Genomic DNA, 21074 nt, shown 5'->3' with positions numbered 1-21074 from the left:
ATTGTCTGCAAAAATACTACACTCTTTTGACTTCTTTATTTGGTTAGCTGATCTGTCAAGATTGTGAGTAACTGGAAGCCAGCAGGTGTATTTTCAGGTTTGCCATCTGCATCTTGCACATAAACATTCGCAGAATTCTCGCCTGTACTCTTCACAATGACTTGATATTTTTTAGCCTGCAACTTGGAGTCATCCTTGCTGCTAAAGAGATTGGTAAAGAATCCTTTGGAGTCGCCTACATCCTTGGCATTAACATAGCGTACAAAGTAGACACCATCAGAACGATTGCGATCTTCAACCGTAAAGTTAGAGCGGTCCAAAGCCAATCCAACGTCACGCCATGAGCGATCAAAGCCAGAGCTCAGCTCAATGTAGCCTTTGTTATTACCCTCTTGGACAAACTTCGCCTTTGGTGTCTTAGGTCCAATTGGCGCAGCAACCATTGCTTTAGCCTGTTCTTGGGTCATACCAAGACGTTCCATCAAACGGGCTAAAAAAGCAGCCTCTAACTCTGGATCATTAGGTCTTGATGTCCATATTGTTGAGTTACAAGCTGTTGTTGTGCTGTCAGTTACACACTTTTCAATCGCGCCTTTTTGAGTGATATATATCTCAGTCTCTCCAGGTTTAGTTGCCTCTAAACGCGTTTTGTATTTATCACGCTCACCAGTGTCATAAATTGAATCTAATGCACCACCAATAGTTGAGCGAATCCAATCCTGCGCAATCTTGGCACGATTTTCAGCCCAATCAGTTTCCATAATGCCGGTTGATGGAGAATCAACAACTAACAAGAATCCATTTTCCTGCCAAAAATCTTTAACCTGTGGATACAGTTCAGGGGCTGGCTTTTCTACCACCAACCATCTACGTTCACCATCTTTGGCAATACGCATACCCGGAATACCGGTCATGACGTTGCTTCGCATCTGTACCGATTTCTTTACCGCTGCGTTGTACTCCGACATAGTTGCAGTACCATCTTGAACGATGTAGCGACGATCGGCTTGGGCAGTAATTAAGTCTGGTGGATATGACAAATTGGGGCCACGAACTGCACCAGAACTCTTGTAATCAACCGTATCACTGCTAGTGACAGACTTGCAAGAGCTCAATACTAGAGCAGTTGCAAAGAGCGCCAATACCGATAGAAATCGGCGGGATAGCAAAAGAAAATTCATCATAGTAAGTTGGCCTGTTTTAATGCTATCTTCAAAGGCTCTCTTAGTGAGGCACTTAAAGGGGTTAGAGGCAGACGAATGCCAGCGGTAATCTTGCCCATTTCATGAAGCGCCCATTTGACTGGAATTGGATTAGCCTCGGTAAACATGGCTTTATGAACTGCAATCAATTGATATTGAATTTCACGTGTACGCTTCACATCATCAGACCTTGCAGCGACACATAACTCATGCATGAGGCGTGGTGCAACGTTGGCGGTAACGGAGATATTGCCTTTACCGCCCATGAGCATCAACATCGCAGCCGTTAAGTCATCACCTGAAAATACTGAGAAATCACTATGACCTGCGCGCTTAAGATCATTGATTAGCAAAGTACCGCGCTCTAAGCTACCAGTTGCATCCTTGATACCAATAATGCCTGGGACGGCCGCTAAGCGAACCACGGTATCGCCTGCCAAATCAGCAACAGTACGCCCAGGGACGTTATACAAAATCACGGGCAGTTCGACAGACTCAGCAATCTTTTTGAAGTGTGCATACATACCTTCTTGCGTAGGCTTGTTGTAGTAGGGAACTACCTGAAGGCTTGCGTCTGCTCCAACCTTTTTAGCAAACTCAGTTAGTTCAATTGCTTCCGCAGTGGAATTCCCACCAGTTCCAGCAATCACAGGAATTCTTCCCGCGATGTGCTCAACGGTAACGCGGATTAATTCACAATGCTCTTGTACAGAAACGGTTGGTGACTCACCGCTAGTACCCACAATCACAATTCCATCCGTCCCCTCGGAAACGTGCCAATCAAGTAAAGATTTCAGGCTGGCGAAATCCAAACTGCCATCGTCAAACATGGGAGTAACGATAGCGGGCATGCTACCCGAAATGGTCTTTTTACTACCTTTGGAATGAGCTGTATTTGTCACCGAATATGTACCGATTTATAGCTGTCTTAACCCTGAAATTGTAACGGAATGCGCCTATTTCACCCTGCTTTTAAGGCACATAGGCGCTGAACCATAGCTGGTTTGGGTTCATCTGTGTAAATATCCTCGTAGGCAAGGACTTTCAAGTCGTGGCGAGCCGCTAAAGCCAACAATTCCCCAGAATTTAAGAGGAAATTTGGATTGGCTGGTTTCCCAAATTGGGCATTGCCGTGGGCGAAGGTTTCATAGATCAAAACCCCTCCTTTGGACAGCATTTTGGGTAGAAGATCCAAATGGGGTCGATAGAGGTAATTGGTAACCACAATACCCTCGCATTCAAGCCCTGCTAATGGCCATTCCTCTAGCTCTAAATTACAAGCCTTGCTAGTAATTAAAGGGTTCTTCAATTGCTCAACAATCGTCACATCTTGATCAACAGCGAGAATGGGATAACCCAACATAGCAAGATATTTTGCGTGACGCCCTCCACCACATGCGAGATCTAAAACCAAACCCTCTTTAGGAATTTGGGAAGCAAAGCGCTTCACCCAGGGTGAAGCGTCTGCTTGAGCATCATGAAAATTCACTTTAGAAGAAATCTTAGTCGTAAGCTAGGCCCATCGCTTCACGAACCTCACGCATGGTTTCTTGTGCAATTTTACGAGCTTTATCGCAGCCATCAGCAATGATGGAACGAAGCAGACTGGGATCATCTAAATATTTTTGTGCCCGCTCAAACATCGGCTGTTGCTCAGCCAGAATCGCATCGATTACAGGCTGCTTACATTCAAGACAACCAATACCAGCAGACTTACAACCTTTGTCTACCCACTGCTTCGTTTCCTCATTGGAATAGACGGTATGTAATTGCCATACTGGGCAACGCGCTGGATCACCAGCATCGGTTCTACGAACGCGCGCAGGATCGGTTGGCATCGTGCGAATCTTTTTAATCACTTCATCTGGCTGCTCACGCACGCTAATCGTATTGCCATAGGACTTAGACATCTTTTGGCCATCAATTCCTGGCATGCGGGATGCTGAAGTCAGTAATGCCTGGGGCTCTGGCAAGATTATTTTGCGAGCGCCCTCTAAGAAGCCAAAGAGTCTCTCGCGATCTGCCATAGATAAGCTTTGCGCTTCTTGCAATAACGCTTTTGCTTGTTCAAGCGCCTCTTCATTGCCGCGCTCTTGAAATGCTACACGAAGTTCCAAATACATCTTGGCGCGCTTGCTGCCTAATTTCTTAACCGCTTCCAGTGCTTTTTCTTCAAATTCAGGCTCACGGCCATAAAGATAGTTGAAACGACGCGCTACTTCACGCGTCATTTCCACGTGAGGCACCTGGTCTTCACCAACTGGCACATGCTGTGCACGGTAAATCAAAATATCGGCAGCCTGCAGTAATGGGTAGCCCAAGAAACCATAGGTTTGTAGGTCCTTTTCTTTGAGCTTCTCGATCTGATCCTTATAAGTAGGAACACGTTCTAACCAGCCCAGCGGTGTTCCCATCGATAGCAAAAGGAAAAGTTCCGCATGCTCAGGCACCTTGCTCTGAATAAATAATGTAGCTTGATTGGGATCTACACCAGCAGCCAACCAATCAATCACCATGTCCCAAACGGATTGCTCAATGACATCCGGTGTTTCATAGTGCGTAGTTAAAGCATGCCAGTCAGCAACAAAGAAAAAGCAAGGATATTCAGATTGCAGGCGCACCCAATTCTTTAATACACCGTGGTAATGACCAAGATGTAAATTGCCCGTAGGCCGCATACCGGATAGAACACGTTCAGCAAACATCGTTTTTCTTTATCTTTATTATGAAGTTAAATTAATGAAACACAGACCAAACTGGCGTTAAATGATCTGGCAAATGGGGTAAGGCACCCAAGTCAATATGACTTTCATCTGGATCATGAAAATCCGATCCCCGCGAAGCTAGGAATCCATATTGCTGGGCGATCTGACCGTAAGTTTTGTATTGATCAGGGCTATGACTGCCGGTAATAACTTCAATCCCAAGGCCGCCAATATCTTTAAAGTGCTTATACAGCTCATCCATCTGCATCGCATTAAAGTTATAGCGACCTGGGTGCGCAATCACCGCAACACCCCCTGCAGCCTTGATCCATGACACAGCATCATCTAGCTTAGCCCACATATGTGGTACGTAGCCAGGTTTATCTTCGACTAAATAATTCTTGAAGACATGCTCCGTATCCTTGCAAATACCCTGCTCTACCAAGTACCTGGCAAAGTGTGTTCTCGAAATCAAATCATGATTGCCGGCGTAATGTAAGGCGCCTTCATAAGCGCCTGGAATTCCGACCTTGAGCAATTGCTCCGCCATGAACTTGGCACGACTAGCGCGACCTTCACGGGTGCGTCGCAAGCCTTCAATAATTCCACTGTGATCTGCATTAATCCCAAGACCCACGATGTGAATCGTTTGACCCATCCAAGTTACAGAAATTTCTACGCCAGATAAGTAATCAATGTTCAGTGCACTTGCTGCAGCTTTAGCACGCTGTTGCCCACCTAACTCATCATGATCAGTCAGTGCCCACAAGTTCACACCATTTGCCTTGGCGCGTTCTGCCAATGCTTCAGGCGTCAAAGTGCCGTCAGAGACCACAGAGTGGCAATGTAGGTCGGCATTTAGGGTGGAAAAGCTGCTCATGACCCTATTTTAGGTCAAGCTGGTGTCAATTACCCGACGAGGTGCATCAAGATAGTCGCGAGACTGCATCTCGATCAAACGGGACACGGTTCTTGAGAATTCAGCGGTAATTTGACCCTCTGTATACAAATCTGGTGCCGGGACCTCAGCCGACATAATCAGCTTGATTTTGTGGTCGTATAAGACATCAATTAACCAAATGAAGCGACGTGCTTCATTGGTCATCCTAGGGGGCATATATGGCACACCAGACAAAATTACCGTATGAAACTGATTGGCGATTTCTAGATAATCATTTTGCGAACGCGGTCCGCAGCACAAAGTTTGAAAATCAAACCAAACTACGCCATCGGCCATATGCAATGGTCTTAATTCACGCGACTCAATATGCAAAACGGGATTACGGGTTTCTTTTTGATTGCCAATGAGGGTTTGGAACATTTGCCCCAGTGTCACCTGCGTTTCTGCATTCACAGGAGTTAGGTAGGCCTCAACCTGGGCCATTTGAACGCGCCGATAATCATTACCAGCATCAACGTTCAGAACATCTAATTTTTCTTCAAGCAACTTGATTGCTGGTAGTAAGCGATCACGATGGAGACCATTGGGATAAAGCTGGTCAGGGCGATAGTTCGATGTCATCACAAATTGCACACGGTCTGCAAAAAGCGCGCTTAATAGCCTATATAGAATCATCGCATCAGCGATGTCATTAATGTGAAACTCATCAAAGCAAATCAAGCGATAGCGATTAGAAATACGTTTTGCCAATTCATCTAACGGATCTGCCAAACCGGACAACTCATGTAATTCGCGATGCACTTCTCGCATAAACTCATGAAAGTGAATACGGATTTTTTTCTCTAGCGGTGAGGCTGCATAAAAGCAGTCCATCAAGAATGATTTACCACGCCCTACACCACCCCATAAATATAGGCCGCGCGGAAGATTGGGTTTAAAGATTTTTTTCTTGAGAGTATTACTGCGGATTTCTTTATAAGCAATCCATTCGTCCTCGCACTGCTGTAAACGCTCTACAGCACGAAGCTGCGCGGGATCACTTTGATACCCGCGCACCTCTAACTCTTGATGGTAATACTCAATGGTTTTCAATTACATATTGAGTGCGCGTTGATCTGTCGCTAACGCTGCTTCACGCATCACTTCAGACAAACTTGGATGCGGATGACAAATACGTGCAATATCTTCTGCTGCTGCTTTGAATTCCATAGCTACGGCAGCTTCAGCAATTAAGTCAGAAGCATTTGGCCCAATGATGTGGACACCGAGAATCTCATCAGTTTTTGCATCAGCCAACACTTTGATAAAACCATCTGCACGTCCCATACCCAATGCGCGACCATTGGCTGCAAAAGGGAATTGACCTGCTTTGTAAGCAACGCCCGCTTCTTTGAGTGCTTGCTCTGTTTTACCAACCCATGCAATTTCAGGATCGGTATAGATCACCCAAGGAATACAGTTGTAATCGATATGTGGTTTTTGACCAGCAATGACTTCAGCAGCTAGAACACCTTCGTCTTCTGCTTTATGTGCCAACATTGGTCCGCGCACAACGTCACCTACGGCGTAAACACCAGGCGCTGAAGTGGCGCAAGTATGGTCATCAATTGGAATAAAGCCACGCTCATCTACTTTAAGGCCAATCTTGTCTAAACCTAATTTATCGGTATTTGGAACACGGCCAACAGATACGATCAAGCGATCGCATTCCAATTTGGCAGCTTTGCCAGCGCTATCAGTGTAGTTAACAACAACACCTTTCTTATCCGCTTTCACATCACCGATCTTCACACCCATATTGATGTTCAGACCTTGCTTGACGAACAGTTTTTGGGCTTCTTTAGCAATACTCACATCGCAAGCCGCCAAGAATGAAGGCAATGCTTCGAGCACAGTGACTTCCGAACCTAGGCGACGCCAAACAGAACCGAGCTCTAAACCGATAACACCAGCACCGATCACGCCCAATTTCTTAGGTACTGAATCAAACTTCAAGGCACCTTCGTTATCGCAGATCAATACATTGTCTACTGACAAACCAGGCAAGTGACGGGCTTTAGAGCCAGTGGCAATAATGACGTTCTTTGCAGAAACAGTTTCTTTATCTTTGCCATCAATTTTCACTTGATAGCCATCAGCGCCCTTACCTTCAAATGAGGCATGGCCTTTTAACAAAGTGATTTTGTTCTTGCGGAACAAATACTGAATACCGCCAGTCATCTTGGTAACAATGTCATCCTTGCGGGAAACCATCTTCTTGGAATCAATACTGACAGAACTAACTTTGATGCCATGATCAGCGGCATGGTGACCAATCTTCTCGAATTCTTCTGAAGAGGCCAATAAGGCTTTAGATGGAATGCAACCTACGTTTAAGCAAGTACCACCTAAGCGAGGCTCACCTTTAGGATCATCATAGGCATTTGATTCAGCACAGGCAACTTTAAAACCGAGTTGCGCCGCACGAATTGCGGCGATGTAGCCACCAGGGCCACCGCCGATTACGAGTACATCAAAAGCTTGGCTCATGATCTTCCCTTCTTACAAATCAAGGAGAAGACGTGAAGGATCTTCCAAAGCATCCTTCATAGCAACCAAACCAAGTACCGCCTCGCGACCGTCAATGATGCGATGGTCATAAGACAAAGCTAAGTAGTTAATTGGGCGAACAACTACCTGACCGTTCTCAACTACAGCGCGGTCCTTGGTAGCATGGATACCCAAAATGGCAGATTGTGGTGGGTTGATGATTGGTGTGGAGAGCATGGAACCAAATACACCACCATTGGAGATGGAGAACGTACCGCCAGTCAACTCTTCAATCGACAACTTACCTTCACGAGCCTTGACACCAAACTCAGCAATCTTCTTCTCGATATCAGCCAAGTTCATTTGATCAACGTCACGCAGAATTGGAACTACCAGGCCACGAGGGGAGCTTACAGCGATACCGATATCAAAGTAACCGTGGTAAACGATGTCATTGCCATCAACAGAAGCGTTCAGGAGTGGGAATTTCTTTAAAGCATGGGTAGCCGCTTTCACAAAGAAAGACATAAAGCCTAACTTGACGCCATGAGTCTTCTCAAACTGATCCTTGTACTTATTACGCAATGCGATCACTGGACCCATGTTAACTTCATTGAACGTAGTCAAGATGGCATTGTTAGCTTGTGACTCAAGCAAACGCTCTGCAATACGAGCACGCAAGCGGCTCATTGGAACGCGCTCTTCTGGACGATCGCCAGTTGGAATTGGTGCGCTTGGCAATGCAGCAGATTTAGCGCCGCCAGTAGAAGCATTCAATGCATCACCTTTAGTGATACGACCATCACGACCAGAACCGGCAACTTGACCAGCATCAATACCCTTCTCAGCTAGGATCTTGCTTGCTGATGGCGATGCGGCTGCGCCAGAAGCTTTGGCTGCAGGAGCCGCAGCTTTAGCAGGAGCGGCGGCTGGTGCCGCAGCAGGGGCTGGAGCGGCAGCAGCAGGAGCTGCAGAAGCTACCGCAGTGCTATCAATTTTTGCAATCAACTGTTCAGCAACAACAGTACCACCGTCAGCAACGATGATCTCTGTTAATACGCCAGCTGAAGGCGCTGGTACTTCGAGAACCACTTTATCGGTTTCGATTTCGATCAAGATCTCATCCTGACCGACAGCATCGCCGACTTTCTTTTTCCATTGCAATAAAGTTGCTTCAGCAACTGATTCAGAGAGTTGGGGAACTTTAACTTCGAAAATAGCCATGATTAATCCTGTTTATTTGTATGTATATTGAGTAATGAAAACGATTATTTCGTGATCACATAACCTTTTAATTTGGCAAATGCCGCATTGAGAAGAGACTTCTGCTGTTCTTGGTGAAGATGCGCATATCCACAAGCAGGCGAAGCAGATGCAGGGCGTCCTGCATAAGCTAATTTCATACCGTCAGACATGTTTTCCAAGATGTTGTGTTGGACGAAGAACCAAGCACCTTGGTTTTGTGGCTCATCTTGACACCAAACAACCTCTTCTAATTTTGGATATTTCTTCAACTCAGCAGTCAATGCTTTGTGCGGGAATGGATAGAGCTGCTCTAAGCGAATAATCGCTGCATCATCAATCCTCTTCTCTGTGCGTTGCTTGACTAAGTCGTAGTAAACCTTACCTGAACACATAATCAAGCGAGTTACCTTCTTGGCATCGATAGCCTCATCACGCTCGCCGATTACTGTTTGGAAGCCACCCTTTGTAAATTCAGACAAAGGTGAAGCGGCTTCTTTATTACGCAGCAATGATTTTGGTGTCATCAAGATCAGCGGTTTACGGAACTGACGAATCATTTGACGACGCAATACGTGGAAGATCTGTGATGCAGTGGTTGGCTGAATCACTTGCATATTAGTATCGGCGCACAATTGCATAAAGCGCTCAAGACGTGCAGAGGAATGCTCTGGGCCTTGGCCTTCATAACCATGCGGCAACATCATGACCAAACCGTTGGCTCGACCCCACTTCACTTCACCTGAGGCGATGAACTGGTCGATCACGACTTGAGCGCCGTTGGCAAAGTCGCCAAACTGAGCTTCCCAGATCGTCAGGGTATTTGGCTCTGCAGCCGCGTAGCCATATTCAAAGCCAAGCACGGCTTCTTCAGAAAGAATTGAGTCAATCACCACAAATGGTGCTTGATCTTTAGTAACGTGCTGAAGAGCGATGTAAGTACCGGTATCCCACTTCTCACGATTTTGCTCATGCAATACTGCATGACGGTGAGTGAAGGTACCGCGACCACTATCCTCGCCCGACAAACGCACTGGATAACCACTTGCAACTAGGGATGCAAAAGCCATGTGCTCACCCATACCCCAGTCGATATTGACTTCACCACGACCCATTGCTGCGCGATCGTTGTAAACCTTAGCAACCAATGGATGGGCTTTGAAGTTTTCTGGAATAGTCGAAATCTTTTCAGCCAAACGCTTCCACTCCGTTAGTGGAATAGCGGTATCCGCTTCATCAGTCCATTTCTTATTCAAGAAAGGAGACCAATCTACTGCAAACTTGCCTTTGAAATTGCTCAGAACTGGATCAGAGGTTTGCTTGCCTTCATCCATCGCAGCGCGATACTCTTTGACCATGAGGTCACCAGTACCGGCAGGCAATGCGCCTTGAGTTTCTAACTTATCAGCATAGACCTTACGTGTGCCTGGATGGGCAGCAATGATTTTGTACATCAAAGGCTGAGTCATTGCAGGCGTATCTTGCTCGTTATGACCAAGTTTTCGGAAACAAACGATATCAATCGCCACATCTTTATGAAACTTCATGCGGAACTCAAGTGCTAGCTTAGTTGCCAACACAACAGCCTCAGGATCATCGCCATTCACATGTAATACAGGTGCATCCACAATCTTCATGATGTCTGTGCAGTACAAGCTAGATCGCAAATCGCGTGGGTCAGATGTGGTGAAACCGATTTGGTTATTAATCACAATGTGAAATGTGCCACCAGTGGAATAACCGCGCACTTCTGACATGGCTAAGGTTTCTTGCATAACACCTTGACCTGCAATCGCAGCATCACCGTGTACCAGTACTGGCATCACTTGTTCACCCAACATATCGCCACGACGCTCCATACGAGCACGCGCGGAACCTTCCACTACTGGGTTCACGATTTCTAAGTGGGATGGGTTAAATGCCAGGGATAAGTGAACCGGGCCGCCTGGGGTAGAAATATCACTGGAGAAACCTTGGTGATATTTAACGTCGCCCGCAGGTAATGTCTCAGGACCTTTGTGCTCGAACTCGGCAAATAAGTCTTTTGGCATTTTGCCCAAAGTGTTTACCAATACATTCAGGCGACCACGGTGGGCCATACCAATCACAATTTCTTGTACGCCTTTGTTGCCTGCATCCCGAATTAACTCGTCCATACAAGCAATGAAGCTCTCGCCACCCTCTAGGGAGAAGCGTTTCTGGCCTACATATTTAGCCTGCAGATAACGCTCTAGGCCTTCTGCAGCGGTCAAGCGGTCCAGAATCTGGCGCTTTTCTTCGACATTGAATCGTGGAGTTGAGCGAATCGACTCCAACTTCTCTTGCCACCACTTCTTGATCTTTTGATCAGCAATAAACATAAACTCGGCGCCAATCGTGCCGCAGTATGTTTCTCGCAATGCTTGCAACAAATCGCGCAAAGTCATTTCGGATTTACCGAAGAATGTATTGCTAGTGTTGAAGACGATATCCATATCGCCATCGGTAAAGCCGTAGAAAGCTGGATCTAACTCAGGAATGTCCTGACGCTCTGTCCGCTTTAAAGGATCGATATTAGCCCAGCGATTGCCGACGTTACGATACGCCGCAATTAACTGCTGAACCGCAACGCGCTTGCGCCCCATTTCTGAGTCAGCCGAATCAGAAATCGTTCTGATGGGGCCTTGCTTAGCACGCTCAGCAAATGATGCAACAATCGGTCCGTGTGCAATGTCAGTTCGAGACGAACCATCGACTGCTGGGACTTGTTTCACGTTATCAAAATAATCTCGCCAGTGATCCGCTACTGAAGCTGGATCGTGCAAGTAGGATTCGTAGAGTTCTTCTACATATGGGGCGTTTCCGCCGAAGAGATAGGAATTATCTCTTTGGTCCTGCATCATGATGCTCACCTTTCATCGGGTTTCCCGAATAAAAACTGTGGTTATAACCATTTGCTACACGGCTCTACCGTTTGACAAATTGATCTGTGCAAATACTGTTACTACCCCATTAATTTACCACGAGTGACCATAGTCACATAAAGGGCTTTCCCTGATTTATTGGAATTTGGGGGTATTTCCCTATGAGGTGAAATTGAATAAGAACTTTCCTACTCACCTTTCAATATTTACGGACAGATTCAAATCCAATTGATTTTTATTCTCTAAATCTTCAAGTGAATTAATGAAATTAAGGGGAAATATGAAAGCAATTACGCCAGAAATGGAATATCTCAGTACCAGACAAAGTGCCAAGGTTTTGCAGGTTTCCCTTGGGACGGTCCAAAAAATGGTCGAACTTGGCGAACTAATCGCCTGGAAAACCCGTGGAGGGCATCGCCGAATATTGGCTAGCTCGCTCGAGCAGCAACTTCAACGCAGAAAACGGGCCATGCGTCAGAAAACTACCCAAAACTGCATTGCAATGGGCATTTTCAGGAGAAGTGAAAATAGCGATGAATTATTACAGTCCATTGCTGATTGGCAACTTAAAGTAGAAATGGAAGTTGCCGTAGATAGCCTAGAAGGTCTCATGAAAGCTGTATCGATAGCACCAGACCTGATTTTTTTGGATGCCCTCATACCGCCTGTAGAGCAAGTCCATTTAATCCATTATTTGAGTAAAAACAAGGACACGCAGCATATACCTATACTGGTAGATGAAGGTTTTATCAAACTCCACCCCGGTGTTGTGACCTTGGCAGACGAAAATAATGGGAATAGACCCCAATTAACCGAAAGTATCAAAGAAGAGCTCGAAAATGGACTCATCGACCTCAATCCAATGATTATTGGCTATCCCGGAACTAACTCTGATTTAGATGCTGCTTTAGCTCAAGGCAACCGCCATGAACTTCTAGAAACTCTCTTTTTGGAGGCCCTCTCAAGAAAGTGCGCCTGATAGGCTAAATGAGAAAAGGCCGCAGATGCGGCCTTTTTAGCTTAAATTCAGGACTCTAGATCAGGTAGTTGCTACGATCTCTACCCTCAATCCACTTAGGAGCCTTACCACGACCCGTCCAAGTTTCACCAGTTGATGGATTGCGATACTTAGGGGCGACCTTACCAACGGCACTCTTACCGCCTGCTTTACGACTAAATAAGTCCGAAGCATTGAGGTCGTACTGCTCAATAATGAGCTTGGCCTTGGCGATGCCGTCAGCTTTTTCACGGGCAATCGCTTCTTTAATCTGTTTATCTAGTTGCTCGCGCTGAGCTAAAAGTTCTTTATAAGAAGACATCTATTGGTTTCTCCGAATAATAGGTTATAAGAAATATCAATTAATTAATGTATTTCAATTGAGTATTATATAGATTAATCATTGAATAACCTAATATTCATTATTTACAAATATAAACCTTTATTTATCAAGGGTTTATATTGCTTATAATGATTAAATACGCATAATCACTATAAATACTATTATTAATATTTTAAGAGAATTATCTCCTCAGGATAAATGTACCGCTGGCCTTAGCGGTGATCTCACCCGCCTCATTTAGCGCCACGGCTTCGCAGTAATTAATCGACTTTCCAGACTTCAATAAAGTGCCCTGAACCACTATCTTGCCAGTGCTGGGACGTAAAAAGCTGGTGGTCATATCGATCGTAATGGCACCTAATTGATGGTTTGAGGCTGTCCGTGCTGCAGCACCCATTGCAAAATCTAGGAGAGTCATGATGACTCCTCCTTGGGCTACATGGAAGCTATTGGTGTGCTCTGGCTTTACGGTATAGCTAATTCTGACTTTGCCAGCTTCAGCAAATTCAGGCACTACGCCTAGATGATCCAAAAATGGAATGTCCAAACCGAAGTACAGGGTTCTATTGTGTTTTTGAGAGTTCAGGTTTGAAGTATTCATATTGAATAAATTAAAACACTAAAACAAATGGTCGGGGCGAGAGGATTTGAACCTCCGACCACATGCACCCCATGCATGTACGCTACCAGGCTGCGCTACGCCCCGACGAAAGACAAAATTGTATCAGTAACTATTTGGACAGAATTTGCAGAACCGCTTGCAGTTCATCACGCAAACGGAGCTCTCCACGCGCCTCCTCCAGTCGATTTCTAGCGCCGCTGATGGTAAATCCTTCTTCGTACAGTAGCGCACGGATTTTACGTATTAGCACCACTTCATGATGCTGATAGTAGCGGCGATTGCCACGACGCTTCTGCGGACTAAGCTGAGAGAACTCTTGTTCCCAATAGCGAAGGACATGTGAACGCACGCCACAAAGATCGGCTACCTCACCAATAGTGAAGTAGCGCTTAGCAGGAATGGGGGGAAGTTGAGAGCTCGTAAGTGCCGAGCTCTCATCAAACTCGGTTTTCTCGAGCATGTGACTCCACTACATCTTTCAGCTTTTGACTTGCATGAAACGTCACTACACGTCTTGCAGCAATTGGAATCATTTGGCCTGTCTTTGGATTTCGGCCAGGACGAGCCGATTTATTGCGCAACTGAAAATTGCCAAAACCAGAAATTTTGACTTCAGTTCCAGCTTCAAGAGACAGTCCAATACGATCAAAGAAAGCATCGATCATATCTTTGGCTTCGCGTTTATTCAAACCAACTTGATCAAAGAGCGCCTCTGAAAGTTCATTTTTGGTAACGGTATCGTTAGTAATTATTTCGCTCATCGTTAGTCTCTTTTGTAACTCTGTCTTTTGATATTTTTCGTTGTAGCTGTAATAGTAAACCTAGCGCAGACGTGCCGCGCAATTTTTTTCTAATGCACCCAATAATGCTGCCATAACTGCATCAATTTGGGGATCCTGCAATGTTTCCTGGGGATTTAACAAGGTCACCCGGAAAGCCAAGCTCTTTTCATCATCAGCCATACTGCTTGAGCCTAACTTAGGCTTGAATTCATCAAACAGCTCAATGGTGCGCACAAAATTTTGTTTTGTGGCTACCATCGCATCTAGTAATGATTGTGCAGGTACGCTTTGCTTTACAACAACTGCAAGATCGCGTTGTACTGCAGGAAACTTACTCAACTCTTCCGGAACAGGTAAACCCAGATTGCGAATCGGCTCTAAATCCAACTCAAACAAGACTGGGGCTTGAGGAAGTTCATATGCTTGCTGCAAGCCTGGATGCAATTCACCAATCCAACCTACTTCAATACGATTCTTGCCTGCTATCAAAAACACCTTGGCGCTACGGCCAGGATGCAAAGCAGTATGTTGTGCAGATTCGGTAATGAAATGCAAAGGATCTATGACGCGCTCTAGATCCCCCTTCACATCAAAGAAATCTACGGGTCTTGTTGCATTTGCCCACTGTTCTGGCACAAAGGAACCATAAGCAAGACCGCCAATCTTTTGTGGCTGATGAAATCCAGCTACTTTGCCATCCGCCTCTTGAACACTGGCGTCACGCTTAAATACACGACCCGTCTCAAACAGGCGTACGCGCCCTGCTCCGCGGTTTAAATTAGCCTTTAGATTACCAAGCAATCCACCCCACAGATTGCTACGCATTACGCCGTACTGATTCGCAATCGGATTGAGTACTTTAATGAAGTCTTGTTCTTGGGCGCCAGCAAGTCGCTGTTCGCTTTCGAGATCAGTAAAGCCAAAATTGACGGCTTCTTGGTAACCCTGCAAAGCCAAACGCTGACGAAGCAAGTGAATGCCACGCCTTGCCTCTGCTTTAGCGCTCATTTTGAGGGAAGCTACCGGTGGCGTATCAGGAATATTTTCAAAGCCGTACATACGTGCGACTTCTTCAATTAAATCTTCTTCAATTTCGATATCAAAGCGATAGCTTGGTGGAGTAACAACAAATACATCACTCTCTTGCTTGAATTCAAAACCAAGGCGCTTAAACACGTCAGCAATAATTTCATTGGTTAGTGGAATGCCAATCACTTTTTCTGCTCTAGCCAAGCGCATCTTGACTACCTTACGCTCTGGTACGTTCAGTACCTGATCATCTATAGGACCAGCTTGGCCCCCGCAAACCTCAAGAATGAGTGCAGTCAGATACTCAAGGCAATGAACTGTATTTTGGGGATCTACGCCGCGCTCAAAGCGGTGCGCAGCGTCTGTACTGAAATTAAAACGTCGTGCGCGGCCCTGAATGGCTGAAGGTAGCCAGTAAGCAGCCTCTACATAAATATTTTTGGTGTCATCGCTCACAGCGCAATGATTACCACCCATGATTCCCGCTAATGCGACTGGGCCTTTTTGATCGGCAACAACGCCGGCTTCTTGCATCTTTCCTGCAGAGTCTGGACCCAGCAGTGTCACTGTTTGCCCATTGAGAAGCTCGAGGGTTTCACCGGCTTTTGCCCAGCGTACAGTGATATCGCCCTCTAACTTATCAATATCAAACACATGGGTTGGTTGTCCCATTTCTAACATGACGTAATTAGAGAGATCCACCAAGGCAGAAATACTTCTTTGTCCAGCGCGTGATAAACGCTGCACGATCCAGTCTGGTGTTTTAGCTTGTGGATTGACTCCACGAATTACGCGGCCCGCAAAACGTCCACAAAGTTCTTTGTTCTCAACCTTTACTTTGCGTTTGTCATCAATCGATGCTACTGGCGTATTCCATTTAGGAGCACACAGTGCTGCACCAGTAATAGCAGAGATTTCCCTAGCCACTCCCATCAAAGATAAGCAGTCCGCTTTATTTGGCGTTAACTTGATGACAAAAACTTGGTCATCCAAGTCTAGATACTTGCGAATATCTTCACCGATAGGAGCATCAGCAGGCAACTCTAAGATGCCTTCGTGGTCATCACCAAGGCCTAGCTCACGACCAGAGCACAACATCCCTTGGCTTTCAACACCCCGGAGCTTGCCCACCTTGATCATGAATGGCTTACCACCTGCTTCTGCAGGAGGTAATTCTGCGCCAACCATAGCGCAAGGAATCTTGATGCCTGCACGCGCATTAGGTGCGCCACAAACAATTTGCAATTCTTGACCAGTACCTGCATCGACTTTACAAACGCGTAAGCGATCGGCATCGGGATGTTGCTCAGCAGACAGAATCTGGGCAATCACAATCTTGGTAAATGCAGGTGCTACTGAGTGTTGTTCTTCAACTTCTAAACCAGCCATTGTCATCGCATGACCTAATGCATCACTATCAAGTGATGAGTTCACATACTGACGGAGCCAAGATTCAGAAAATTGCATAGCGATTTCTATTGATAGTGTTGTTATGCAGGGAATTGCGCCAAAAAGCGCAGATCGTTTTCAAAGAAGAGGCGTAGATCATCTACACCGTAGCGCAACATGGTCAAGCGCTCTAAACCGGAACCAAAGGCAAAGCCGGTATAGCGTTCTGGATCAATACCCATATTGCGCAATACATTTGGATGAACCTGCCCCGCTCCGGAGATCTCCAACCAACGGCCGGCAAGTTTGCCACCACCAAAGGCCATATCAATCTCAGCAGATGGCTCAGTGAATGGGAAATAGGATGGGCGGAAACGCACTTGCAATTCGTTCGTTTCAAAGAAAGTTCTCAAGAAGTCGGTGTAAACACCTTTGAGGTCTGCAAATGAAATACTCTCTGCAATCCACAAACCCTCTACCTGATGGAACATTGGTGAATGGGTAGCATCACTATCAACGCGATACGTTCTGCCTGGAGCAATCACCTTGATTGGCGGCATTACATCTGCGTTTGCATACTTCTTAACATGTTCACTGGCATAACGAACCTGAATGGGGCTAGTATGCGTACGCAACAACAAGGGCTTTTCTAAAGAGTCTTTGCCGTCGATATAAAACGTATCCTGCATTGAGCGTGCGGGGTGATTCTCTGGGCTATTGAGGGCGGTGAAATTAAACCAATCAGTTTCAATTTCAGGGCCATCAGCCACATCAAAACCAATGGAGCGAAAGATCTCTTCGACACGCTCCCAAGTACGCATCACCGGATGCAAACTGCCAACCGCTTGACCGCGCCCTGGTAGGGACACATCAATAGATTCAGCAGCCAAGCGCTGTAGCAATACAGCATCAGCCAAAGCTTGGCGACGCTCTTGTAATGCAGCTTCAACTTGAGTCTTGATTTGATTAATTTGGGCGCCAGCAGTCTTACGCTCCTCAGGCGACATTCCACCAAGCGCTTTTAAACGCTCAGTGAGAACACCTGATTTACCGAGATACCTGGCTTTCGCGTCCTCAAGAGCCGCCGAATCGGGAGCCCTTGAGAAATCACGTTTGGCATCCTCGACAATTTGGTCGAGAGAAACCATTGCAGCTTAGTTTGTTAAGAAACTAAGAATTAAGCTGCAGCGTTTACTACGGATTTAATCCGAGTAACCAAAGCAGCGAAAGCCGCTTTGTCAGCAATGGCCATATCAGAAAGCACTTTGCGATCGAGTTCGATCGCGGCCTTCTTCATGCCATTCATGAATACGCTATAGGTCATGTTGTGCTCACGCACTGCCGCATTAATACGGGCAATCCACAAAGCGCGAAATACACGTTTCTTGTTGCGACGGTCACGGTATGCATATTGACCAGCACGCATAACCGCTTGCTTAGCAATACGGAATACGTTTTTACGACGACCGCGGTAACCTGTTGCGGCATCAGTAATTTTCTTATGACGGGCTCTTGCTGTAACCCCACGTTTGACTCTTGGCATTGAATTCTCCTAATCTAGTCTGAGGTTAAGCGTATGGAAGCATGGAGCGAATTGACTTAACGTCAGCTTTCGCAACTTCTGTGGAACCACGCAAATGACGCTTGTTCTTTGTGGTCTTCTTGGTGAGGATGTGGCGTTTGAAAGCCTGACCTCGTTTGATCGTTCCGCCTGCGCGAACCGTGAAGCGCTTTTTAGCGCTACTCTTGCTCTTCATCTTGGGCATAAAGCACCCCTTCTTCTACTTGTGCAACATAGGTGGTAACCGACGGTCACTCTTCCTGTACCCAGAAGCACTTCAAACTGCCAGCACCCTTTGTTATTACCTCAGGTGCCTCCCTACATAAGAACCAGGTGGAACCAAGTTACTTAGCCTTACGAATGGGGGCCAATACCATCACCATCTGGCGGCCTTCCATTTTTGGAAACTGTTCAACTTGGCCAAACTCTTGTAAGTCCAATTTCAAACGTTCCAACATTCTTGCTCCGATTTCTTGGTGGGCCATTTCACGACCCCGAAAACGTAGCGTAATCTTTGTCTTATCGCCATCTTCCAAAAAGCGGATTAAATTGCGTAGCTTTACACCGTAGTCACCATCATCAGTGCCAGGACGGAATTTCACTTCCTTCACCTGAATCACTTTTTGCTTTAGCTTAGCTTCATGCATCCGCTTCGCTTCTTGGTACTTGAATTTGCCAAAGTCCATGATACGGACTACAGGTGGAACAGCTGTTGGAGCAATTTCAACCAGGTCGGTCTCTTTCTCTTCTGCTGCAGCCAAGGCTTCACTCAACTTAACTACACCGATGGGCTCTCCATCAATTCCAATCAAACGCACTTCAGGAGCAGTAATTTCCCGGTTAATGCGCTGCAATTTTTCAGTAGCGATCTTCTTAATTCCTTTAAAAAAACAATAAAAACCGTTCTAACCCTAGCTAGGCTCGGGTCCGACTTTCTGGGATATATCCTGCTGGAGTCGGGCAACGAAGGCATCAATAGGCATTACACCCAAATCCACTCCGCCACGGGCACGAACGGCCACCGTATTACTTTCTGATTCCTTATCCCCTACAACAAGCAAAAATGGGATCTTCTGTAATGCGTGCTCGCGTATTTTATACGTAATTTTCTCGTTCCGCAAATCCGATTCGACTCTAAACCCTTGTTTTTTCAGCATTTGCTGCACTTGTTGTGCATATGCAGCAGAATTTCCCGAGATATTAAGGACTATGGCCTGGGTTGGAGCAAGCCAAACTGGCATGTTTCCAGCGTGATTTTCGATCAAAATGCCAATAAAACGCTCTAAAGAGCCCACAATTGCCCTGTGGAGCATGACTGGAGTCTTGCGGCTGTTGTCTTCAGCCACATATTCAGCTCCCAAACGGGCTGGCATCGAGAAATCCACCTGAATCGTGCCACACTGCCATGTGCGACCAATAGAGTCTTTAAGGTGATATTCGATCTTTGGACCGTAAAAAGCACCCTCTCCTGGTAATTCTTCCCATTCTTGGCCAGAAGCCTTCAATGCACCACGTAACGCCTCTTCGGCTTTGTCCCAAATCGCATCATCGCCAACGCGCTTAGCGGGACGTAAAGCCAATTTAACGGCCACTTCAGTAAAGCCAAAGTCTTGGTACACAGCGCGCACTGCTTTATCAAACTGGGCAACCTCAGACTGAATCTGATCTTCAGTACAGAAAATATGGCCATCATCTTGTGTAAAGCCACGCACACGCATTAAGCCATGCAATGCACCTGATGGTTCGTTGCGGTGGCATTGACCAAACTCACCAAAGCGCAAAGGCAATTCACGATAGCTGTGCAAACCAGAGTTATAAATTTGCACATGGCCAGGACAGTTCATCGGCTTTAATGCATAAGCACGATTCTCTGACTCAGTGGTGAACATGTTTTCTTTATAGTTTTCCCAGTGACCAGATTTTTCCCAGAGTGCACGATCCAAAATCTGTGGCGCTTTAACTTCTTGATAGCCTTCTTGTTGATACACGCGACGCATGTATTGCTCAACCTCTTGCCAAATGGACCAACCCTTTGGATGCCAGAAAATGAGGCCTGGTGCCTCTTCTTGGAAATGGAATAAGTCGAGCTGCTTACCTAAACGGCGGTGGTCGCGCTTTTCAGACTCTTCGAGCATATGCAAATACGCATCTTGATCTTCTTTGCGCAACCAAGCAGTACCGTAAATACGCTGCAACATCTCATTCTTACTATCGCCACGCCAATAAGCGCCAGCAAGCTTCATCAGCTTAAATACTTTTAATTTACCGGTTGACGGTACGTGCGGCCCACGGCACAGGTCAGTGAACTTGCCTTCTGCATAAAGCGATACATCTTCATTTTGAGGGATGCTAGCAATGATTTCTGCTTTGTAATGCTCGCCTTGATCTTTGAAGAATTTCACTGCTTCATCACGCGGTAAAACGCTTCGTACCACTGGCTCATCTTTTTTAGCGAGCTCAGTCATTTTCTTTTCAAGCGCCTCCAAGTCACCCGGCGTGAATGGACGGTGATAAGAGAAGTCATAGTAAAAACCATTTTCCACTACTGGACCGATAGTTACCTGCGCTTCAGGAAACAATTCTTTCACTGCGTATGCTAATAAGTGCGCTGTAGAGTGGCGCACAATTTCCAGCGCCTCAGGACTCTTATCGGTAATGATGGCGAGCTGACTATCGTGATCGATGACAAAGCTGGTATCAACCATCTTGCCATCCACGATGCCGCCAAGTGCGGCTTTAGCAAGACCGCTGCCGATGCTTTGGGCAACATCCGCTACACGAACGGGAGCATCAAACTCACGTTTTGATCCATCGGGCAGAGTAACTACTGGCATGACAACTCCATCTTATTAACTGAACCTCAGCTTAA

General features: G+C 46.1%; 20 protein-coding genes and 1 tRNA gene. 1 reads left to right on the top strand and 20 read right to left on the bottom strand.

What is annotated here, in order from left to right; all coding sequences use genetic code 11:
* Positions 1-35: 35 nt before the first annotated feature.
* The 9 genes from bamC to A8O14_RS04600 form a co-directional block, all read right to left on the bottom strand.
* Positions 36-1184: an outer membrane protein assembly factor BamC gene (gene bamC, locus A8O14_RS04640; protein WP_068948458.1), complete on the bottom strand. Its 1149-nt coding sequence runs from the start codon at positions 1182-1184 to the stop codon at positions 36-38.
* Complete coding sequence (dapA, locus tag A8O14_RS04635; RefSeq protein WP_068948457.1) at positions 1181-2053, bottom strand: 4-hydroxy-tetrahydrodipicolinate synthase; 873 nt, start codon at positions 2051-2053, stop codon at positions 1181-1183. Before dapA ends, bamC begins: the two co-directional genes overlap by 4 nt.
* A 110-nt stretch (positions 2054-2163) precedes the next feature.
* On the bottom strand, positions 2164-2691 hold the full coding sequence (locus A8O14_RS04630) for a class I SAM-dependent methyltransferase (protein ID WP_228385109.1): 528 nt from the start codon (positions 2689-2691) through the stop codon (positions 2164-2166).
* A 13-nt stretch (positions 2692-2704) separates the two neighbouring features.
* Positions 2705-3907 (bottom strand): tryptophan--tRNA ligase, encoded by a 1203-nt coding sequence (locus tag A8O14_RS04625; protein ID WP_068948456.1) that lies wholly within the window; start codon positions 3905-3907, stop codon positions 2705-2707.
* 31 nt (positions 3908-3938) lie between these two features.
* Complete coding sequence (locus tag A8O14_RS04620) at positions 3939-4787, bottom strand: 3',5'-nucleoside bisphosphate phosphatase (RefSeq protein WP_068948455.1); 849 nt, start codon at positions 4785-4787, stop codon at positions 3939-3941.
* 9 nt (positions 4788-4796) lie between these two features.
* The gene (gene zapE / locus A8O14_RS04615; RefSeq protein ID WP_068948454.1) at positions 4797-5900 is read right to left on the bottom strand and encodes a cell division protein ZapE; all 1104 of its coding nucleotides are present in this window, start codon (positions 5898-5900) and stop codon (positions 4797-4799) included.
* Complete coding sequence (lpdA, locus tag A8O14_RS04610; protein ID WP_068948453.1) at positions 5901-7337, bottom strand: dihydrolipoyl dehydrogenase; 1437 nt, start codon at positions 7335-7337, stop codon at positions 5901-5903.
* A gap of 12 nt (positions 7338-7349) precedes the next feature.
* Positions 7350-8561 carry a 2-oxoglutarate dehydrogenase complex dihydrolipoyllysine-residue succinyltransferase gene (odhB, locus tag A8O14_RS04605; RefSeq protein ID WP_068948452.1) on the bottom strand — a complete coding sequence of 404 codons (1212 nt, stop codon included), beginning with the start codon at positions 8559-8561 and terminating at the stop codon, positions 7350-7352.
* Positions 8562-8605: 44 nt separating this feature from the next.
* Complete coding sequence (locus tag A8O14_RS04600; RefSeq protein ID WP_068948451.1) at positions 8606-11461, bottom strand: 2-oxoglutarate dehydrogenase E1 component; 2856 nt, start codon at positions 11459-11461, stop codon at positions 8606-8608.
* A 301-nt stretch (positions 11462-11762) separates the two neighbouring features.
* Here A8O14_RS04600 and A8O14_RS04595 point away from each other — a divergent pair, with 301 nt between their 5' ends.
* The gene (locus tag A8O14_RS04595; RefSeq protein WP_068948450.1) at positions 11763-12461 is read left to right on the top strand and encodes an excisionase family DNA-binding protein; all 699 of its coding nucleotides are present in this window, start codon (positions 11763-11765) and stop codon (positions 12459-12461) included.
* Between the two features lie 55 nt (positions 12462-12516).
* Here the strand turns inward: A8O14_RS04595 and A8O14_RS04590 are convergent, their stop codons facing one another.
* The 11 genes from A8O14_RS04590 to thrS all read right to left on the bottom strand — a co-directional run bounded on the left by A8O14_RS04590 (position 12517) and on the right by thrS (position 21039).
* On the bottom strand, positions 12517-12801 hold the full coding sequence (locus tag A8O14_RS04590; RefSeq protein WP_068948449.1) for an H-NS histone family protein: 285 nt from the start codon (positions 12799-12801) through the stop codon (positions 12517-12519).
* Positions 12802-13003: 202 nt separating this feature from the next.
* Positions 13004-13423 carry a PaaI family thioesterase gene (locus A8O14_RS04585; protein ID WP_068948448.1) on the bottom strand — a complete coding sequence of 140 codons (420 nt, stop codon included), beginning with the start codon at positions 13421-13423 and terminating at the stop codon, positions 13004-13006.
* A gap of 28 nt (positions 13424-13451) precedes the next feature.
* Positions 13452-13528, bottom strand: a tRNA-Pro gene (locus A8O14_RS04580).
* 25 nt (positions 13529-13553) lie between these two features.
* Positions 13554-13904: a MerR family transcriptional regulator gene (locus A8O14_RS04575; protein ID WP_068948447.1), complete on the bottom strand. Its 351-nt coding sequence runs from the start codon at positions 13902-13904 to the stop codon at positions 13554-13556.
* The gene (locus A8O14_RS04570; RefSeq protein WP_068948446.1) at positions 13882-14205 is read right to left on the bottom strand and encodes an integration host factor subunit alpha; all 324 of its coding nucleotides are present in this window, start codon (positions 14203-14205) and stop codon (positions 13882-13884) included. Before A8O14_RS04570 ends, A8O14_RS04575 begins: the two co-directional genes overlap by 23 nt.
* Positions 14206-14265: 60 nt before the next feature.
* On the bottom strand, positions 14266-16722 hold the full coding sequence (gene pheT, locus A8O14_RS04565; protein WP_068948445.1) for a phenylalanine--tRNA ligase subunit beta: 2457 nt from the start codon (positions 16720-16722) through the stop codon (positions 14266-14268).
* A gap of 23 nt (positions 16723-16745) precedes the next feature.
* Positions 16746-17792: a phenylalanine--tRNA ligase subunit alpha gene (gene pheS, locus A8O14_RS04560; protein WP_068948444.1), complete on the bottom strand. Its 1047-nt coding sequence runs from the start codon at positions 17790-17792 to the stop codon at positions 16746-16748.
* A 29-nt stretch (positions 17793-17821) separates the two neighbouring features.
* Complete coding sequence (gene rplT / locus A8O14_RS04555) at positions 17822-18187, bottom strand: 50S ribosomal protein L20 (RefSeq protein ID WP_068948443.1); 366 nt, start codon at positions 18185-18187, stop codon at positions 17822-17824.
* A gap of 25 nt (positions 18188-18212) precedes the next feature.
* Positions 18213-18410 carry a 50S ribosomal protein L35 gene (rpmI, locus tag A8O14_RS04550; RefSeq protein ID WP_011902674.1) on the bottom strand — a complete coding sequence of 66 codons (198 nt, stop codon included), beginning with the start codon at positions 18408-18410 and terminating at the stop codon, positions 18213-18215.
* Positions 18411-18549: 139 nt separating this feature from the next.
* On the bottom strand, positions 18550-19083 hold the full coding sequence (gene infC, locus A8O14_RS04545) for a translation initiation factor IF-3 (protein ID WP_394371195.1): 534 nt from the start codon (positions 19081-19083) through the stop codon (positions 18550-18552).
* A 33-nt stretch (positions 19084-19116) separates the two neighbouring features.
* Positions 19117-21039, bottom strand: coding sequence for a threonine--tRNA ligase (gene thrS, locus A8O14_RS04540; RefSeq protein ID WP_068948442.1), 1923 nt, complete (start codon positions 21037-21039; stop codon positions 19117-19119).
* Between the last annotated feature and the right edge of the window lie 35 nt (positions 21040-21074).

This window comes from Polynucleobacter wuianus (genome assembly GCF_001659725.1).
GTDB classification, from domain to species: Bacteria; Pseudomonadota; Gammaproteobacteria; order Burkholderiales; family Burkholderiaceae; genus Polynucleobacter; species Polynucleobacter wuianus.
The sequence above is the reverse complement of the archived record's forward strand: the minus strand, read 5'-3'. Positions and strand labels throughout refer to the sequence as shown.

Excerpts from the sequence above, each read along its gene's own strand:
- bamC (WP_068948458.1), bottom strand. The coding sequence starts at position 1,184 with ATGATGAATTTTCTTTTGCTATCCCGCCGATTTCTATCGGTATTGGCG.
- dapA (WP_068948457.1), bottom strand. The coding sequence starts at position 2,053 with ATGCCCGCTATCGTTACTCCCATGTTTGACGATGGCAGTTTGGATTTC.
- A8O14_RS04625 (WP_068948456.1), bottom strand. The coding sequence starts at position 3,907 with ATGTTTGCTGAACGTGTTCTATCCGGTATGCGGCCTACGGGCAATTTA.
- A8O14_RS04620 (WP_068948455.1), bottom strand. The coding sequence starts at position 4,787 with ATGAGCAGCTTTTCCACCCTAAATGCCGACCTACATTGCCACTCTGTG.
- lpdA (WP_068948453.1), bottom strand. The coding sequence starts at position 7,337 with ATGAGCCAAGCTTTTGATGTACTCGTAATCGGCGGTGGCCCTGGTGGC.
- odhB (WP_068948452.1), bottom strand. The coding sequence starts at position 8,561 with ATGGCTATTTTCGAAGTTAAAGTTCCCCAACTCTCTGAATCAGTTGCT.
- A8O14_RS04600 (WP_068948451.1), bottom strand. The coding sequence starts at position 11,461 with ATGATGCAGGACCAAAGAGATAATTCCTATCTCTTCGGCGGAAACGCC.
- A8O14_RS04595 (WP_068948450.1), top strand. The coding sequence starts at position 11,763 with ATGAAAGCAATTACGCCAGAAATGGAATATCTCAGTACCAGACAAAGT.
- A8O14_RS04590 (WP_068948449.1), bottom strand. The coding sequence starts at position 12,801 with ATGTCTTCTTATAAAGAACTTTTAGCTCAGCGCGAGCAACTAGATAAA.
- A8O14_RS04585 (WP_068948448.1), bottom strand. The coding sequence starts at position 13,423 with ATGAATACTTCAAACCTGAACTCTCAAAAACACAATAGAACCCTGTAC.
- A8O14_RS04575 (WP_068948447.1), bottom strand. The coding sequence starts at position 13,904 with ATGCTCGAGAAAACCGAGTTTGATGAGAGCTCGGCACTTACGAGCTCT.
- A8O14_RS04570 (WP_068948446.1), bottom strand. The coding sequence starts at position 14,205 with ATGAGCGAAATAATTACTAACGATACCGTTACCAAAAATGAACTTTCA.
- pheT (WP_068948445.1), bottom strand. The coding sequence starts at position 16,722 with ATGCAATTTTCTGAATCTTGGCTCCGTCAGTATGTGAACTCATCACTT.
- pheS (WP_068948444.1), bottom strand. The coding sequence starts at position 17,792 with ATGGTTTCTCTCGACCAAATTGTCGAGGATGCCAAACGTGATTTCTCA.
- rplT (WP_068948443.1), bottom strand. The coding sequence starts at position 18,187 with ATGCCAAGAGTCAAACGTGGGGTTACAGCAAGAGCCCGTCATAAGAAA.
- rpmI (WP_011902674.1), bottom strand. The coding sequence starts at position 18,410 with ATGCCCAAGATGAAGAGCAAGAGTAGCGCTAAAAAGCGCTTCACGGTT.
- thrS (WP_068948442.1), bottom strand. The coding sequence starts at position 21,039 with ATGCCAGTAGTTACTCTGCCCGATGGATCAAAACGTGAGTTTGATGCT.